Here is a 16196-nt window from a genome sequence, read left to right as displayed (position 1 = left end):
GCCACGACGCCGCGCCGGCACTTCGACCGCACCGTCGGCGATCCCACGGCGGCTGAATTGTCCGGCAACTGCGTTCCGCCGCGCGGGAATTGCCGAATTGTCGTCGCGCACCGGTGCCGTAGCCTGTGGCGCATGGTGCGCCGGATACTGGCCTTGCCGTGGGTCCACACGGCGTACGACATCGCTCTCGCGGTGCTGGTGGTCTGCACGGCCAACGGCTACGACATGTTCTACGACCAGCCCATCGGGTGGTCGATGGCGCTGGCCGTGCTGTTCCGGCGCCGGTGGCCGATGGCCGTGATGGCCGTGGTCGCCGGGCTGGCGCTCGTGCAGTACCTGCTGGCCGAGTACCCGGCCGAGCCGCTGTCGTCCGGTGCCGCCGCCTACGACGCGGCGCTGCTCATCGCGATGGTCTCGGTGGTCACCCACGCCCGGCGGACCTGGCAGATCTGGGCGTCGGGGGCGATCCTGCTGTTCGGCGTCGTGCTGGAGAGCGGATTCGGGCTGCCCGGCGCCCGGGACCAGTACGTCGACCTGGTCAACCTGGCGATCAACGGCGGTGTCTTCTCGGCCCTTTGGCTGACCGCCATGGTGCTGCGCACGCGCCGGCTGTACGTGGCGAGCCTGGAGGAGCGGGCCGCCACCGCCGAGCGGGAGCGCGAGCACCTGGTGCGGCTCGCCGCCGCCGAGGAACGGGCCGAGATCGCACGGGAGTTGCACGATGTGGTGGCGCACAGTCTGGCCGTGATGATCCTTCAGGCCGACGGCGCCGGTTACGTCCTCAAGTCCGATCCGGAGAAGGCGACTTCGGCGCTGAAGGCCATCGGCGACACCGGGCGGGACGCGCTGGAGGACATGCACCGGATCGTGAAGGTGCTGCGCACCGGACGGTCCTCGGTCGGGCCGGACGAGGCGGCGGACACGGAGGCCGCCCGGCGCCGGGTGTCGCTGGACGACCTGGAGACGGTCGCCGAGCGGGCCCGGGCGGCGGGTCTGGACGTGGATCTGGTGGTCGAGGGCGAGCGGGGCGGGCTGTCCACGGCCGACGGACTGACCGTGCTGCGGATCGTCCAGGAGAGCCTGACCAACGTGCTGCGGCACGCCGGACCCGGCGCCCGGGTCTCGGTCACCCTGCGGTTCGAGAAGCAGGTCGTGCGGATCGGCGTGGTCGACGACGGGGCCGGTAGGCTCACCGGCTCGCGGGCCGTGACGGACCGCGGGAGCGGCGGGAACGGGCTGGTGGGGATGCGGGAACGGGTGGAGGTGTCGGGCGGCACGTTCGCCGCCGGGCCGCGGCTGGGCGCGGGGTGGCAGGTCGACGCGGAGATCCCCGTCAAGGAGGCCAAGGAGGCTTCGGTGAGGACGGCGGTATGAGCGACGGGACGAGGGACCGCATGACGGACGCCGGTGGGCCGATACGGGTCGTCGTCGTGGACGACCAGCCGCTGATCCGGGCGGGGTTCGCGATGGTGCTGGCCGCGCAGGGCGACATCGAGGTCGTCGGTGAGGCCGAGAACGGTGCCGACGCCCTCGCGCTGCTGGCCCGTACCCGGGCGGACGTCGTCATCATGGACATCCGTATGCCCGTCATGGACGGCGTCGAGGCCACCCGGCGGCTCGGCGAACGCCCGGATTCCCCAAGGGTGTTGGTGCTCACCACCTTCGACACCGACGAGGACGCGTTCGCCGCGCTCCAGGCCGGGGCGAGCGGCTTCCTGCTGAAGAACACGCCGCCGGAGGAGGTCGTGGCGGCGATCCGGGTGGTGTCGGCCGGCGAGTCCGTCGTGTCGCCGCGCGTCACCCGCCAGTTGCTGGACCGGTTCGCCGGCCGGCTCGCGCCCACGGACCGCACCGACGAGCGGCTGGCCCAACTGACCCTGCGCGAGCGGGAGGTGCTCGGCCTGGTCGCCGAGGGCCTGTCCAACGGCGAGATCGCCACCGAACTGTTCATCGCGGAGGCCACCGTGAAGACCCACTTCGGGAAGATCCTCACCAAGCTGGACCTGCGGGACCGGGTGCAGGCCGTCATCTTCGCCTACGACTCGGGGCTTGTCAGCCCACGGTCGTAGTCCCCGCCTGCCACCGCGGTGGCAGACGCGCGGTGCACGGATCAGTTCACGATCCGATGTGCCGGACGGCCCGGTTTTCGAGAATTCCATGCGTACGAGAAACACATCGCATCGCATTCCCGGAGGCCACCATGTCTGTTTCCACCACGTCTGTTTCCACCGTGCCCGGTTCCGCCCGCCCGCGTCGCCGCACGGCGGTCCTCGTCGGCTCGCTCGCCTTCGTGATCCTCGCCGGCGCCGGCATCGGCGGCGGTTACTGGTGGCACGAGCACAATCTGCCCAGCCAGGCCTCGAAGGCCGACTGCGCGCTGGCGCAGCAGATCATCGACGGGGCGCAGAAACTGCCCGCCGGTGACAAGAAGGCCATCGACCAGTGGGCACAGGACACCGCGAAGACGCGTCGGGCGCAGATGAAGGACGGCTACCTCGGCTACAACATCGCCCAGTACGAGGGGTGGGTGACCACGAAGGCCAAGGGTGAGGCCGGGGAGCTGACGCAGAAGCAGATGGTGCACATCGCGGACCAGGCCAACTCCCACTGCACGGACGCCAAGGTCACGCTCGCCTTCCCGTCGCTGAACTCCTGAGCCGGGGAAGGGGGTTCACCTCATGGCCATCGCGCACGCGACGGACGGCTCCGCCACCCGCGACCGGATCGCCTCGGCCGTCGACCTGGTCAGGACCTACCGGCAGGGGCAGGCGGAGATCAGGGCCCTGGACTCGGTGACGGTCGGCTTCGACCGCGCGCGGTTCACGGCCATCGCCGGCCCCTCGGGCTCGGGCAAGTCCACGCTCATGCACTGCCTGGCGGGGCTCGACTCGGCCACCTCGGGCCGGATCTTCCTGGGCGACGACGAGTTGACCGGCATGTCCGACCGCGAACTGACCCGGGTACGGCGGGACAAGGTCGGCTTCGTCTTCCAGTCCTTCAACCTGCTGCCCCAGCTGACGGCGCTGGAGAACATCGTCCTGCCCGTCACCCTCACCGGCCGCCCCCTCGACCGGGAGTTGCTGGACCACCTCGTCGGCGTCCTCGGCATCGGCGACCGCATGTCCCACCGGCCGTCCGAACTCTCCGGCGGCCAGCAGCAGCGGGTGGCCCTGGCCCGCGCGCTGCTCGGCCGGCCCGTCGTACTGTTCGCCGACGAGCCCACCGGCAACCTGGACTCGCGCTCGGGCGCCGAGGTCCTCGACTTCCTGCGCCGCTCGGTGCGCGACCTGGGCCAGACCGTGGTCATGGTGACGCACGACCCGAGCGCCGCCGCCCACGCCGACCGGGTGCTCGTCCTCGCCGACGGCCGGATCGTCGACGACGTCGACGCGGCGTCCGGCGCCGACGTCACGCGGGCCCTGCGGGCCCCGGGGAGGGCCGCCTGATGAGCACCCCCCGGCAGCAGGGCACCCGCACCCCGTGGCGGGCCGGTGTGCTCGGCTCGCAGCTCGCCGAACTCCTGCGCCGTCCCGGCCGGTTGGTGACGACGGGGCTGTCGGTCCTGGTGGCCGCGTTCGTGGTCTTCGCCACGATCATGGCCCAGCAGATCACCGTGAACACCACCCTCGACAACTTCCGCGGCACCCCGAAGGCCGTGGACCTGGTCGCCACGGCCGGGGAGAGCAACATCAGCGCCGCGGCGCTCCGGAAGATCCGCGCGCTGCCGGGTGTGGCGGAGGCCGTCGGACGGGTCAACTCCGGCGCCCCGGTCGCCGGTCCGTCCGAGCACTGGCTGGAGCTCCGCTCCGACCCCGGCACCGGACCGCTCTCGCAGGTCGAACTGGTCGAGGGCGGCTACCCCGACCGCGCCGGCGAACTCGCCGTGAACCGCCGGGCCGCCGAGGAACTGGGGCTCGCCCCCGGCACCCGGACGAGCCTGAAGGTCCCGGACCCCGAGGACGCGGAGAAGACCGTCAAGATCCCCGTCACCGTCACCGGCGTGGTCCGCAGCGCCGCGACCGCCGAGCAGCAGTCCGGCGGCTACACCACCGACGCGTTCATCGCCTCCTTCGCGGACCTGCCGGGCTACGACCACATCGACATCGACGCCAAGTCCGGTGTCCCGCAAGCCGAGTTGAGGGGCCAGGTGCGTGCCGCGCTCGACCGGGCGGGCAAGGAGTCGGCCAAGGCGAAGCTCGTCGACGGGGGTGCCGTGCGGGCCGCGGAGGAGCGGGAGGCCGTCGGCGGGGATCTGCGGGAGCTGTTCCAGCTGATCTCCGTGTTCCTCGCCGTCGCCGTCGGGGCCGCCGCCCTGGTCGCCACCTCCGCCTTCCGGATCGTCTTCGCCCAGCGGCTGCGGCAGTTGGCGCTGCTGCGCGCCATCGGCGCCCCGCAGTCCCGGTTGGTGGCCGCGCTCGCCGCCGAGGGCACCCTGGTCGGCGCGGTCGCCGGCTCCATCGGGGTACTGCTCGCGCTGGGCGCCGGCCGTCTCGCCCCGACGGCCGCCCGCGTCCTCGCCGGACAGCGGCTGTCGGCGCCGGGCCTGCCCGTCACGGACGCCGCGCTGGTCGTCGTGGGAACCATGCTCGTCAGCGTCGGAGCGGTCCTCGCACCCGCCCTGTCGGCGGCCCGGGTCTCGCCCTTGCAGGCCCTGCGCAGTGCGAGCACCGTCGCGGGGGAACGCCGGATCGGGGCCGGCCGGCTCACCGTCGGCGTCGTCCTCGCCGCCGCGGCCGCCGGACTCGCCGTACTGCTGCTCGGCAACCTGCCCGAGCCCGGCGAGCAGGACTACGACGCGGGCCTCGGCATGCTGACCACCGTCGCCTCGGCGGGCCTGGCCTTCCTGGCGCTTATCGCCCTGGGCCCGCTGCTGGTCCGGCCCGTCCTCGCGGTGACCGCCTGGCCGCTGCGCCGGCTCGGCACCACCGGCCGGCTCGCCGTCAGCGGCATCGGCGGCACCCCGCGCCGGGCTGCGGCGGTCTCCGTCGTCGTCGCGCTCGGGGTCGCCCTGGTGTCCGGCGCCCTGGTCGCCGTCGCCTGTCTCACCGGCTACGACCAGCGCACCGAAGCCGTCGACTCCCCCGCCGACTTCCGGGTCACGGCCGAGACCAAGGGCCTGGACCCCGCGATCGTACGGCGGTTGGCAGCACTGCCCGAGCTCACCCACGTGACCGCCTACCGGACCGTCGAAGTCGCCGCCGGACCCAAGGAGTTGCACGTCAGCTACGAGGTGTCGGACCTGGACCCGGACGCCCTGCCGACGGGCCGGAACGTCGACACCGCCACCGGGTCGCTGTCGGCTCTGGGCCCCGGCCGCGCGGTCGTCTCGTCCGGCGTGGCCGACGCACTCGGCGTGCGCGCGGGCGACGCGTTCACCGTCGGCTCCAGCCGGGGGAAGGTCCGGCTGACCGTCGCCGCCACGCTGCCCGCGGACGGCCCGGGACAGGCCGACATCCTCGTGGTCCCCGCCGACCTGAACCGCATGGGCGCCGCCCAGCGCGCGAGCGGCGTCCTCGCCGACGCCGCCACGTCCGGCCTCGCCGCCCGCGGCAAGGCGCAGCGGGCCGTCGAGGCGGTGATACGGGACCTCGTCGCGGACCCGGACGAGGTCACCCTCAGCGTCCTGGCGGACGACCGGGACCGCAGCCGGGCCACCATCGAGACGATGGGCGTCACCGCGCTCGGCCTGGTCGCCCTGACCGTCCTCATCGCGGTCGTCGGCGTCACCGCCACCACCAGCCTGACCGCGATCGAACGCGCCCGCGAGTTCGGCCTGTTGCGCGCGCTGGGCCTGGGCGGCGGAGCACTGCGCCGCACGATCACCATCGAGGCCGGGCTGTACGGCGTCCTCGGCGCCTCCCTCGGACTCGCGCTCGGGGTGCCGTACGCCTGGCTGCTCGTCCGCGTCACCCTGGCCAACGCGCCGCTGGCCCTGCCGGGGGCCCGACTCGCCCTGGTCTTCGGTGCCTTGGCCGCCCTGACCGCACTGGCCGGCCTGCTCCCGGCCCGCCGCGCGAGCCGCGTGACGCCGATGAGCGTCCTGGGTGACGCCGAATGAAGCCCGCGCACACCGCCATGCACGTGACGTGGATCACGTAAAAGAGAAAACCGGCGGTCCGGGCCGGGCGTCTAGCGGGTGTGAGATCAGTCGGGAAGCTACGGAAGGCACCGGGCGAGCCGGACGAGGAGCGTCTCGTCCGGCTGGTGGCCACGGGTGACCGCGCGGCGTTCGAGGAGCTGTACCGGCGCACCGCGCCGTGGATGGCGGTACGGCTGCGCCGACGCTGTGCCGACGAGCAGATCGTCGCCGAGGTCATGCAGGAGACGTATCTGGCGGTGTGGCGCGCGGCGGGCGCGTTCGCGGGGGCCTCGGTCGGCGGGACGGCCGTCGGCTGGCTGTGGACGATCGCGGCGCGCCGCCTCGTCGACGCCTTCCGGCGCCGGGCCCACCACGCCGAGCCGCCGCCGTCCGCCGCGCTCGCCGCGGTGGCGCCCGCCGCCGAGGAGGAGGCGCTCGCCGTGACCGTCGGCGGGGACGTCGGTGACGCGCTGCGGCGGCTGGCACCGGAACTCAGGCAGGTACTTCAGGCCTTGGTGCTCGACGGGCTGTCCGTCCGGGAGACCGCCGTCCTGCTCGGGCTGCCCGAGGGCACGGTCAAGACCCGGGCCCGGCGGGCCCGGATCGCGATGCGGAAGGCGCTGACATGAGAGCGGGAGACGCCGGCATGGGCATGGAGCACGCGTCGGTGCGGATCATCGACGGTTACGTGCGCGGCGGCGCGGACGACAGCCTGGCCGCCGACGAGGTGTGGGCCCTGGAGGCCCATCTGGAGACGTGCGGGGTGTGCCGGGACCGGCTGTCGGCCGTTGTCGCGGCGCAGGTGCCGGACGTGACGGCGCTGGTCGACACCGTGTGGTCCGGCCTCGAACCCCAACTGGGCGCCGTCGCCCCGGTGTCGCGCCGACGGCACCGCTCGGTGCGGCTGTCGGGCTGGCTTACGCCGGTGATGGCGCCGTGGCTGGCCATGGTCCTCAGCGTGACGCTGCTCGCGCTGCTGCTCGACCTGGCCGACACCGGCACCGGCTTCGGCACCGGCTTCGGCTTCGGCCATGTGTCGCTGGTGCTGCTGCTCGCCCCGGTCCTGCCGGTGCTCGGCGTCGCGGCCTCGTGGTCGCGCGGCCTCGACCCGGCGTACGAGCTGACGGCGTCGGCGCCCCGGGCCGGGCTCCACCTGGTGCTGCGGCGCACGGCGTCCGTGCTCGCCGTGGTCGTGCCCGCGCTGCTGGTGGCCGGCTGGGTGACGGGGGTGACGGCGGCGCAGTGGCTGCTGCCCTGTCTGGCCTTCACCTCGGCGACCCTGGCGCTCGGCGGTGTCGTCGGGGTGACCCGGGCGGCCGCCTCGCTGGTGGCCGTGTGGGCCGCGGTGATCGTGGCGCCGACCCTGGCCACCAGCCGTACCTCCTTCGCCCTGCACTCGGGCGGTCTGCCCGTGTGGGGGCTGATCCTCGCGCTCGCCACCGGTGTCGTGATCGCCCGCAGGGGCGCGTACTCCGTGCTGGGAGCCCACCGTTGACCAGCGGAAAGACGATCGGAAAGTCAATCGGAAAGACCAGCGGAGAGACCATTGGAAAGATCGTTGGAAAGGACCAGCACATGACGCCCGCGGTGAGCGCGGCCGACATCGCGCCGACGGCCTACGCCTGGGAGATCCGGGCCACGGGGCTGAAGGTCAGGGTCGGCCGGAAACGGATGGCCGTCGACGGGCTCGACCTGTCGCTCGGCACCGGTGTGCACGGGCTCCTCGGCCCCAACGGGGCGGGCAAGACCACCCTCATCCGGACGCTGGCCACCGTGCTGCGCCCCACCGAGGGCAGCCTGGAGCTGCTCGGCGAGTCCGCGGGCGGCAGGGGTGAACACCGTGCGCTGCGCCGCCGTATCGGCTATCTGCCACAGGAGTTCGGCTACTACAAGCGCTTCACGGTGCGCGAGTTCGTCGAGTACATGGCGTGGCTGAAAGAGGTGCCCAAGGCGGACATCCCCGGGGCGGTGCAGCGCGCCGTGGAGCGGGTGGGGCTGGCGGACCGTGCCGACTCGCGGATGAAGACGCTGTCCGGCGGCATGGTGCGGCGGGTGGGCATCGCCCAGGCCATCGTCAACGACCCGACGATCCTGCTGCTGGACGAGCCGACGGTCGGTCTGGACCCGGCGCAGCGGCTCCGCTTCCGCGAACTGCTCCAGGAGTTGGGCACGGACACCTGCGTGGTCGTCTCCACCCACCTGGTGGAGGACGTCGCCGCCGCCTGCACCGACGTGGTGGTCTTCGCCGAGGGCCGGCTGGTCTTCCAGGGGCCGCCCGACGAGCTGGCCTCGGTGGGCGGCCCCGAGGACGTGGGCGACAGTCCGCTGGAGCGCGGCTACTCGGCGCTGCTCCAGTACCCCGGGCAGGCGAGGGGTACCTGGTGAACGTCCGTGTCCTGCGCATCGAGTTGCGGCGCTCCGTCGCCCCGTGGGCCGGCGCCGTCGTCCTGACCGGCGCGCTCGCGTTCCTGTACCTGGTGAACGGCGCGTGGGGCAGGGGCACCACGGCGTGGACGGCCCAGTGGACGTCCCTGGCGCTGTGGACCCGCGCCCTGCTGTTCTACCTGTGGCCGCTGGCCGTCGGGCTCGGGGCACTCCAGGGCCTGCGCGACCACCGCTCGAGGATGTCCGAGCTGCTGACCAGCACACCGAGGCCCGCCTGGCACCGCGCGGCCGCCTCGGCGGGCACGACGGCGACGACCCTGGCCTCGGCCTTCGCGCTGCTCGTCCTCGTGGGCGGGGTGCAGGTGCTCGCCAACACCGCCTACACGCACCTCGGTTGGCTGCCGATCTCGCTGGTCGGGGCGCTCTTCCTGGTCGCCGGGGCCGTGCTGGGCATGGGGATCGGGCGGGCCCTGCCGTCCGCGCTCACCCCGCCCGCGACGGCCATGGGCGCGTTCGCGTTCACGGCCCTCATGAACATGTCGCTGGGCCGGACGGAGACGGCCGCGGCGGACGGCCTCACGACGAGCGAGCCGAAACAGGTGTCCCTGCTGTCACCGACGGTGGACGAGGTGCACGACGTGTTCGTCACGCTCTCCGCCGCCGTGCACGTCGGGCAGACGATCTGGCTGCTCGGCATGGCCGCGACCGGCTTCGCGCTGCTCGTCGCCGCGACCCCGCGCGCCCGGCTGGTCGCCCTCACACCCGTCGTGGCCGGGGCAGCACTCGCCCTGCTCGTCCTCCCCTCCGACCCGCACCGGATGTACGTCGTCGACGCGGCCGCCGCCGAGCCGGTGTGCGACGGCCCGGTGTGCGTGGCCGGGGCGCACCGGGGTCGGCTCGCCGACCTCGCGGGTCCCGGTAAGGAGGTGCTACGTCTGCTGCACGGCGCCCTGGGCGGCGGGGCGCCGGTCTCGGTGCGGGAGAGCACCGCCGTACTGCCGGAAGGCTCCCTGCCGAAGTGGTCCCGCACGACCGTGCTCTTCGACTTCGACGACGACATCATCGCCGCGGCGAAAGGTGACGCGGAGGGTGGGGACGCGAAGGGTGGGGACGCGAAGGGTGGGGAGCTGATCCGGGCGCTGGTCGCCGAAGGCATCGCGCCGACGTGCTCTCCGAGCGGCTGGAGCGGTACGAGCGGGGATCTCGCCGCGCAGGACGTCGCGGCGGGCTGGGTCCTGGGGGACCTCCAGCCGCTGGCGGGCGCGTCCGACGCCATGCGGGACGACGCCGTCGAACTGGCCCGCCCGGTATGGAAGAAGCTCAGGGCACTGCCCCGGGCCGAGCAGCTCACACGCATCGAGGCGATGCGCGCCGCCGCGCTGTCCTGCGAGGGGGACGCGCTTGAGGCGCTGAAGGGGGGTGCGGCGCGGTGAGGTGGAACGGCGGAACGGTGGTGCGGCGAGGGCTGGACGGCGGTGCAGCACAGCGACAGCTGAACGACCGTCCGGCACGACGACGGCTGAACGATGGCGCGGCACGACGACGGCTGGACGACGGTGCGACGCGGCGGCGGCTGGACGGCGGTGCGGTGGGATGAGGTGGCTGGCGCTGTACTTGCGTTCGCGGCAGGTGCCGGCGGCGTTCGCCGTGGTGGTGATCAGTGCGGTGGCGGTGTGGGCGCTCGCCCGGGACGGGGGCGGGAGCGGAGGCGGGGGCGGGGGAGCCGGTGATCCGCGGTTGCCCGTGCTCGTGCTCGCCGCGGGGGCGATGGCGGTCTCGACCGGGCTCGGTGGGCAGGATCTCGCGTTGGACCGGACGGCCGCGATCCGCTGGGTGCCCCGGCGGGCCGCGCATGTGCTGCTCGCCGGGGCGGTCGTCGCCGGGGTGCTGCTGACCGTGCAGGCTATGGGCGGGGCGGACGGGGCGATGGGCACCACCGCGTTCGTCGTCCGGGACAGCGCGGGACTGACGGGGCTGGTCGCCCTGGGCGCGGCGCTGTCGGGTGGCCAGTACGCGTGGACCCTGCCCTTCGCCTGGCTGTCGTTCTCGTTCTTCGCCCCGCCCGCCACGAGTACGCCGATGCAGGTGGCGACCTGGATGTTGCTGCCCCCCGGCACGGCACCGGGCACCTGGACGGCCCTGGTCCTCACGGTCGCCGGCACCACGGCCTACGCCTTCGCCGGACCGAGACGGTAGCGAGTGCGGGTGCGGTTACGAGGTGGACCCGAAGTCCTGGGTCCAGTAGTTGCCGGGCTGTGCCAGGCCGATGCCGATCTCCTTGAAGGAGCAGTTGAGGATGTTGGCCCGGTGGCCGTCGCTGTTCATCCAGCCGTCCATGACGCTCTCGGGAGAGTCGTACCCGTAGGCGACGTTCTCGCCGGCCGTCCTGAACGCGTAGCCGACGCGCGCAAGTCGATCGCTCATGGACGAGCCGTCGGAACCGGTGTGGGACATGTTCTGGTGATCGGCCTGGTCCTGGCTGTGGTCCTGAGCGGCCTTGGTCAGCTTGGCGTTCTCGGTCAGCGCCGAGCAACCGGCCTTCGCACGTTCGGCGTTGACGAGGACCAGCACACGGTCCGTGGGGCTCGGGTCCGCGCTGCCGGCGGTGGCGGTGGGGCTGCTGCTGGACTTCGGCGCAGCCGAACTCGGCGCCGAAGTCGCCGAGTTCGACGGCTCGGCGGTGGCCGTGGCCGTGGCCGTCGGGCTGCCGGACGCCGAAGGCGACGCGCTGGGGGTGCCGGACGCGGCGGGCGTGGCCGAGGCGGACGCCGACGCGGACACCGCCGTCGACGCGACGGCCGAAGGCGACGGCGCCGGACTGGTTCGCGTATGCGATGTGCCCCAGCCCCACCAGGAGAACGAGACGATGCTCCAGCCCCCCGAGCCGCTGTCGCTCGCCTGGGCGACCGAGGGAACGACCACGGCGCCGGCAGCCACCACGAGGGCCGCGGCACCGGCTATCTTCCGGCGCTTCGAACGCTTCGGTTTCTGGCGATGCTTGGTCATATGTGACCCCATTCGGTGGTCCGTCGGTTGGCGGGAATCCGGATTATGGGGACCGCCCGGCGCAGGAGGCAACGAACACTCGTACGGCTGCCGCAGGGCTCACCCGGGATACGAAGGGCCGCGGATCCAGCCGTCCGCGCGCCCCTCCCGGACGTCCGAAGGGCAGCCGCGACCAGGGCGAGAACACCCTTTCGCAAATCCGATCACGGGCCGGAGAGGTCGCTTGAATTACCTGCCCGTGACGGCAAGCTCCCGATTCGGGTTCAAAAGAGAAGAGTTATTACCTTCGGTAATCCGCTACCTCGGCATCAACGCGGACAATCCCGGCGTGACACACATCACTTCAAATCGAGGTGTGGAAAGTCGCGGGTCTTCCGTGAATGCCGACCGCCGAATTTCTTGCCTCAACGCGGCAACCTGCCAAGGCCGAGCGGCAACCAGGAGGTAGTTCCGGCACAGCCCCTTCCAGGAGCCATCCATGAGTGCACATCCCCGCGACTCAGAGCGGGTCGGCGTGGCCGCGGCCCAGGCGCATCCTGTGGGGCCGGCCCTCCAGCAGGATCAGCGCGAGTGTGACGACCGGGTCGAGCGAGGGGTCGCTGTGCGTGTCGAAGGTGCGGGCGCCGTCGGCGGGTCTGAGCCGCTCGCGGGCCCGCAGCACGGTGCGTCCACCGGTGGTCACCGTGAAGCTCAGCTTCGGCCAGAGCCATTGGCGGTGGACGCGGTACTCCTCGGACCACAGCCGCACGGTGTTCCCGAGGCGCTCGCCCACCTGTCGCCGCTGCGCCCGGTCGGCGTACAGGAGGGCCGGCCCGCTGCTGAAGTCGACCTTCAGCCGGGGGTCGCCGCCCACCGACGGATCGGAGCCGCGCCAGATGGCCTGCCGCTGTTGGCCGTCCTGTAGCGAGACCACCGACGCCGGTTCGCCGGTGATGCGCAGTGTCGTGGTGAGCCTGTTCATCTCGGCGCGCCCCGGCCGCAGTTCACCCGCCATGAGAGCCGCCCTTCCGCCGGTGGACGAGGACCGTGCTCCGGTGCGGACGGACGATACAGGAGGCCGCCGGCTCAGCCCCCGAAAAGATCTCTCCGGTTTCGCGTAATAACTCCCGCCCCTCCGAACTCTCACTGGACGAACCCCCGACCGGGCCCCGAACCCACAGGAGGCATACGTCCATGCACACCGACTTCCCCGTCGCCGGCCGCCGCGACCCGCGCGACGGGAGACCTGCCCCGCGGGCATCCCGGGCGGGAGGCGCACCTCGTGAGCACCCATCGCCTGGACGTCCCCCGACTCCACCGCCGTCTCGACACCCGGCGCCGTGAACTCGGCCTCACCTGGCGCGGGGTCGCCCGGCAGACGCGGCTCGCTCCGGCCACGTTCAGCCGGATCGCCAACGGCCAGTCCCTGGAGGCCGACGCGCTCGTCACCCTCCTGGTCTGGCTCGACCTCGACACCACGATCGCGGCCCTGATCGAACCCGGCGACCAACCGCTCCCCTGCCCCGGCTGCGGACGGGTCTTCCAGCCGAAGCGCGACGGCAGCGTGCGTGCCCATCCCTGCCGACAGGCCGCCGGATGACCGCGGTTCACCTGCCGCCCGCCCGTCCCGCAACCACCGCGAACATCACCGCGAACATCACCGCGAACATCAACGCGAACATCACCGGAGCAAGGCCGTGATCCTGTTTCTGCTCATCGTCGGCGTGCTGTGCCTGTCCGGCTACTCCATCGTCTACAGCCTGAGCCCGCCGGGCCGCGCCACCGTGCCCGGTACGCCCGCTCAGGACGAGGCCGCGTTCCTCACGGCCGAACGCGACCGGTTCGACGAGCTGGTCGCGGGTCTCGGCCTCCCCCAACTCTCCGACACGGACGACGAGTTGACCGGCGTGTACCGGGAGCGAGCCCATCTCCTCGGCTGGCTCGCCGCCCTCCACCCCTACGACGCCTTCCGGACCGCCGCAACCGATGTCGACGAGCCCGGCTGGCAGCTGCTGTGCCTCGACATCGGGGGGCACAGGCTCCGCTGGCGGATCGCACCGCGCGACGCCGAGCTGTTCGAGCACGTGACGACCGTGCCGTTCACCGACCCGCACGTGCAGTGGGACGGCAGCTCCACCGACGAGAAGTACCAGCACATACGCTCGCTGACGCTCACTCGGAGGAGCGCTGACGTCCGCCCCACGACCAGCCGGTCGAACAACATCGACGCCCTCCTCGACGGCTACGCCCACCGAGGCACGGTCATCCAACAGGCCCTCCGCCTGGTCGACACGGTCCTCGACACCCCGTCCACCGGCGCCACCGAACAGCACCCCGTACACGAGTTCGCCCACAGAATCCGCCGCGCGCTCCTGGTTTCCTCACCGCGGACCGGCAACTGAGCGCCACCGTGGCGCAGACGGCGTGCGCACGGACGGCGGTGTGGCGACCGCGGCCCGAGCACGATGCCCGCCGACTCGAACACCTACCCTGATCCCCGTGACGCAGGCAGGCGCTGGGAAGGATGATCCGCGATGACGCCCCTGAACACCGGGGACCCGGAGTCCATAGGCGGGTACGCACTACGGCACCGGCTCGGCTCGGGCGGCATGGGCGTCGTCTATCTGGGCGTCTCCGCCTCGGGACGCCAGGTCGCGGTCAAGGTCGTGCACGGGCCGTATGCCCAGGAGGAGGAGTTCCGGACGCGCTTCCGGCAGGAGATCGCGGCGGCGCGCAAGGTGAGCGGCGCCTTCACCGCGCCGGTCCTGGACGCCGACCCGGACGCCGAGCGCCCGTGGATGGCGACGCTCTACGTACCGGGCCTCAGCCTCGCGGAAGTCGTCGCGAAGGACGGCCCGTTGAGCCTGCGGCAGCTGCGCACGCTCGGGCTGGGCCTCGCCGAGGCGCTGCGGGACATCCACCGGGCGGGTCTGGTGCACCGGGACCTCAAGCCGGGCAACGTCCTGATGACCGAGGACGGGCCGCGCGTCATCGACTTCGGCATATCGCGCGCCTCCGACAACCAGCAGCTCACCATGACCGGGAACATGATCGGGACCCCGCCCTTCATGTCGCCGGAACAGCTCGCCTCGCCCCGCGAGGTCACCCCGGCCTCGGACGTCTTCTCGCTGGGGTCGCTGCTGGTGTTCGCGGCCGTCGGGACGGGGCCCTTCGACGCCGACACCCCGTACATGACCGGCTACCAGGTGATGTACGAGCCCCCGGACCTCGACGGGGTGCCCGAAGAGCTCCTGGACGTGATCCTGCGCTGCCTGGACAAGGACCCCGCGGCACGGCCCCGACCGGCCGATCTGCACCGCATGTTCCTGGCGCTGCCCGAATCCGACGCCACCGCGCGTGAGCGGGCCGGGGGCGCCACGAGACCCCGGCCCCGACCCACCCCTCGGGGCGCGGCCACCACCGCCGCGACCGGCACCGGCAGGCGGCGGTTCCCCCGGATACTGCTCACCGGCGTCGGCGCGGTGCTGGCCGTCGCCGGGCTGGTCGCCGCGGTGGAGTTCCACCTGTCGACCGGGGACACCACCACCGCCTCCGCCGCGTCCGCCACCGCCACCGCCCGCACGGCGTCGCTGCCCACCGGCTGGCGACCGTGGACCACTGCCCTGCGGTACGACGTGAAGGGCGTCCCCCTCGAATACGACGGCCCCGGATGCGTCGCGGCGGGAACCGCCCTGTTCTGCGGCGGTACGGGCTTCACGGTCGCGAAGGTCGACGCGTCCTCGGGCCACGTCGACTGGCGGGCGGGCACCCGCCCGACGGAGGCGCAGCCGATCGGCGTGCGCGACGGGCTGGTCTACGTCTACGACGAACCGGACGGGACGAACAGACGCCTGGTGGCCCTCGACGCGGACACGGGGAAGCGGCGGTGGCAGCGCGACATCAGCGCGACCGAGCCGGCGGTCCCGTACGACGGCGGACTGCTGGCCCTGTCTCCGGACGCCTCGGAGTTCGTCGCCTACAGCCCCTCCGGCAGGGAACTGTGGCGGGCACCCTCGCTGGACGAGATCTGCACCCCGTCGGCGCTGGGCGGCAAGCCCTACGCCCTGTGCACGGCCGGCACCGAGCCCGGCGAGGCCCCGGTCGAACTGATGAAGCTCGGGCCCGGCAGCCTCACCTCGACCGTCACCCTGCCCGAGAAGTCGCCGGCACTCGGCGCCGTCGGCGGGCAGCCGCTGTTCCTCGCGCCGCAGACCGCGAAGGACGTGTACGACGGCGGGTACGAACGGCCGTACAACGCGCTGCTGCGCGTGGACCTGGAGAACAACAAGGTCGAACGGACACCGCTGGCCCGTCCGCTGACCGGCGCGGCCACCCTGGTGGACGGCGTCGTCTACTTCGTCCGGTCCGACGGGACGGTCACCGCGGTGTCGGCGGACAGCGGCAGGCAGCTCTGGCAGCGGACGACGGAGATGGAGAGCCTGTCAGCGCCGGCGGTGTCGGCCACGTACAAGCGGGTCTATTTCTCGAACCGCTTCGGCCGCCTGCTGGCGCTGGACAGCCGCACCGGGGCGGAGGTGTGGCGTACCTCCGCGCTGGACGACCCCGGGGACAAGGCACAGGACACCCCGCCGCGTGTGCTGCTCGTCAAGGACGCGATCGTGGCCCTGGCCGGAGACACGGCCTTCTCCCGCAACCCGGACGCACCCACCCGGCACTGATCGGCCCGAGTGTCCCGGCGTACGCTGGCGCGTCGCTCTCGCGGTGTGCGGGGGCCGCGGTGTGCGGG

At 72.7% G+C, this 16196-nt stretch carries 15 protein-coding genes; 13 read left to right on the top strand and 2 right to left on the bottom strand.

The annotated features are described in order from the left end of the window. Nucleotides 1–132 precede the first annotated feature (132 nt). The 10 genes from ACQEWB_RS25620 to ACQEWB_RS25575 all read left to right on the top strand — a co-directional run bounded on the left by ACQEWB_RS25620 (nt 133) and on the right by ACQEWB_RS25575 (nt 10660). Complete coding sequence (locus ACQEWB_RS25620; RefSeq protein WP_432834802.1) at nt 133–1374, top strand: sensor histidine kinase; 1242 nt, start codon at nt 133–135, stop codon at nt 1372–1374. After that, the gene (locus ACQEWB_RS25615) at nt 1371–2069 is read left to right on the top strand and encodes a response regulator (protein ID WP_432834800.1); all 699 of its coding nucleotides are present in this window, start codon (nt 1371–1373) and stop codon (nt 2067–2069) included. The genes ACQEWB_RS25620 and ACQEWB_RS25615 overlap by 4 nt, the downstream gene beginning before the upstream one ends. A 131-nt stretch (nt 2070–2200) precedes the next feature. After that, nucleotides 2201–2656: a hypothetical protein gene (locus ACQEWB_RS25610; protein WP_432834798.1), complete on the top strand. Its 456-nt coding sequence runs from the start codon at nt 2201–2203 to the stop codon at nt 2654–2656. 28 nt (nt 2657–2684) lie between these two features. Next, nucleotides 2685–3446 carry an ABC transporter ATP-binding protein gene (locus ACQEWB_RS25605; protein WP_432844013.1) on the top strand — a complete coding sequence of 254 codons (762 nt, stop codon included), beginning with the start codon at nt 2685–2687 and terminating at the stop codon, nt 3444–3446. Further along, nucleotides 3446–6058 (top strand): FtsX-like permease family protein, encoded by a 2613-nt coding sequence (locus tag ACQEWB_RS25600; protein WP_432834797.1) that lies wholly within the window; start codon nt 3446–3448, stop codon nt 6056–6058. Before ACQEWB_RS25605 ends, ACQEWB_RS25600 begins: the two co-directional genes overlap by 1 nt. Before the next feature lie 146 nt (nt 6059–6204). Next, complete coding sequence (locus ACQEWB_RS25595) at nt 6205–6708, top strand: RNA polymerase sigma factor (RefSeq protein ID WP_432844011.1); 504 nt, start codon at nt 6205–6207, stop codon at nt 6706–6708. A 17-nt stretch (nt 6709–6725) separates the two neighbouring features. Beyond that, a complete protein-coding gene (locus ACQEWB_RS25590; RefSeq protein WP_432844009.1) occupies nt 6726–7574 on the top strand; it encodes a zf-HC2 domain-containing protein in 849 nt (282 codons plus the stop codon). A gap of 80 nt (nt 7575–7654) precedes the next feature. After that, the gene (locus ACQEWB_RS25585) at nt 7655–8464 is read left to right on the top strand and encodes an ABC transporter ATP-binding protein (RefSeq protein WP_432834796.1); all 810 of its coding nucleotides are present in this window, start codon (nt 7655–7657) and stop codon (nt 8462–8464) included. Further along, entirely contained in the window at nt 8461–9897 is a 1437-nt protein-coding gene (locus ACQEWB_RS25580) for a hypothetical protein (protein ID WP_432834795.1), read from the top strand. The genes ACQEWB_RS25585 and ACQEWB_RS25580 overlap by 4 nt, the downstream gene beginning before the upstream one ends. A gap of 160 nt (nt 9898–10057) precedes the next feature. Further along, nucleotides 10058–10660 (top strand): hypothetical protein, encoded by a 603-nt coding sequence (locus ACQEWB_RS25575; protein ID WP_432834794.1) that lies wholly within the window; start codon nt 10058–10060, stop codon nt 10658–10660. Between the two features lie 15 nt (nt 10661–10675). Here the strand turns inward: ACQEWB_RS25575 and ACQEWB_RS25570 are convergent, their stop codons facing one another. Together ACQEWB_RS25570 and ACQEWB_RS25565 are read right to left on the bottom strand one after the other, a co-directional pair. Further along, the gene (locus tag ACQEWB_RS25570; RefSeq protein WP_432834793.1) at nt 10676–11470 is read right to left on the bottom strand and encodes a CAP domain-containing protein; all 795 of its coding nucleotides are present in this window, start codon (nt 11468–11470) and stop codon (nt 10676–10678) included. A 499-nt stretch (nt 11471–11969) separates the two neighbouring features. Next, entirely contained in the window at nt 11970–12464 is a 495-nt protein-coding gene (locus ACQEWB_RS25565; RefSeq protein WP_432834792.1) for a hypothetical protein, read from the bottom strand. Between the two features lie 267 nt (nt 12465–12731). On the opposite strand from ACQEWB_RS25565, the gene ACQEWB_RS25560 reads away from it, so the two are divergent. From ACQEWB_RS25560 to ACQEWB_RS25550, 3 genes are all read left to right on the top strand, one after another. Continuing rightward, nucleotides 12732–13049 carry a hypothetical protein gene (locus ACQEWB_RS25560; protein ID WP_432834790.1) on the top strand — a complete coding sequence of 106 codons (318 nt, stop codon included), beginning with the start codon at nt 12732–12734 and terminating at the stop codon, nt 13047–13049. Between the two features lie 97 nt (nt 13050–13146). After that, on the top strand, nt 13147–13851 hold the full coding sequence (locus tag ACQEWB_RS25555; RefSeq protein WP_432834789.1) for a hypothetical protein: 705 nt from the start codon (nt 13147–13149) through the stop codon (nt 13849–13851). 132 nt (nt 13852–13983) lie between these two features. Then, complete coding sequence (locus tag ACQEWB_RS25550) at nt 13984–16128, top strand: protein kinase domain-containing protein (protein ID WP_432834788.1); 2145 nt, start codon at nt 13984–13986, stop codon at nt 16126–16128. Nucleotides 16129–16196: the final 68 nt, after the last annotated feature.

It is taken from the genome of Streptomyces sp. CA-249302 (assembly GCF_050936785.1).
Lineage (GTDB): Bacteria > Actinomycetota > Actinomycetes > Streptomycetales > Streptomycetaceae > Streptomyces.
This window is presented reverse-complemented; position numbering and strand designations above follow the sequence as displayed.

What these genes read in the sequence shown, in the direction of transcription:
- ACQEWB_RS25620 (WP_432834802.1), top strand. Translation starts at nt 133, where the DNA reads ATGGTGCGCCGGATACTGGCCTTGCCGTGGGTCCACACGGCGTACGAC.
- ACQEWB_RS25615 (WP_432834800.1), top strand. Translation starts at nt 1,371, where the DNA reads ATGAGCGACGGGACGAGGGACCGCATGACGGACGCCGGTGGGCCGATA.
- ACQEWB_RS25610 (WP_432834798.1), top strand. Translation starts at nt 2,201, where the DNA reads ATGTCTGTTTCCACCACGTCTGTTTCCACCGTGCCCGGTTCCGCCCGC.
- ACQEWB_RS25600 (WP_432834797.1), top strand. Translation starts at nt 3,446, where the DNA reads ATGAGCACCCCCCGGCAGCAGGGCACCCGCACCCCGTGGCGGGCCGGT.
- ACQEWB_RS25590 (WP_432844009.1), top strand. Translation starts at nt 6,726, where the DNA reads ATGGGCATGGAGCACGCGTCGGTGCGGATCATCGACGGTTACGTGCGC.
- ACQEWB_RS25585 (WP_432834796.1), top strand. Translation starts at nt 7,655, where the DNA reads ATGACGCCCGCGGTGAGCGCGGCCGACATCGCGCCGACGGCCTACGCC.
- ACQEWB_RS25575 (WP_432834794.1), top strand. Translation starts at nt 10,058, where the DNA reads ATGAGGTGGCTGGCGCTGTACTTGCGTTCGCGGCAGGTGCCGGCGGCG.
- ACQEWB_RS25570 (WP_432834793.1), bottom strand. Translation starts at nt 11,470, where the DNA reads ATGACCAAGCATCGCCAGAAACCGAAGCGTTCGAAGCGCCGGAAGATA.
- ACQEWB_RS25565 (WP_432834792.1), bottom strand. Translation starts at nt 12,464, where the DNA reads ATGGCGGGTGAACTGCGGCCGGGGCGCGCCGAGATGAACAGGCTCACC.
- ACQEWB_RS25550 (WP_432834788.1), top strand. Translation starts at nt 13,984, where the DNA reads ATGACGCCCCTGAACACCGGGGACCCGGAGTCCATAGGCGGGTACGCA.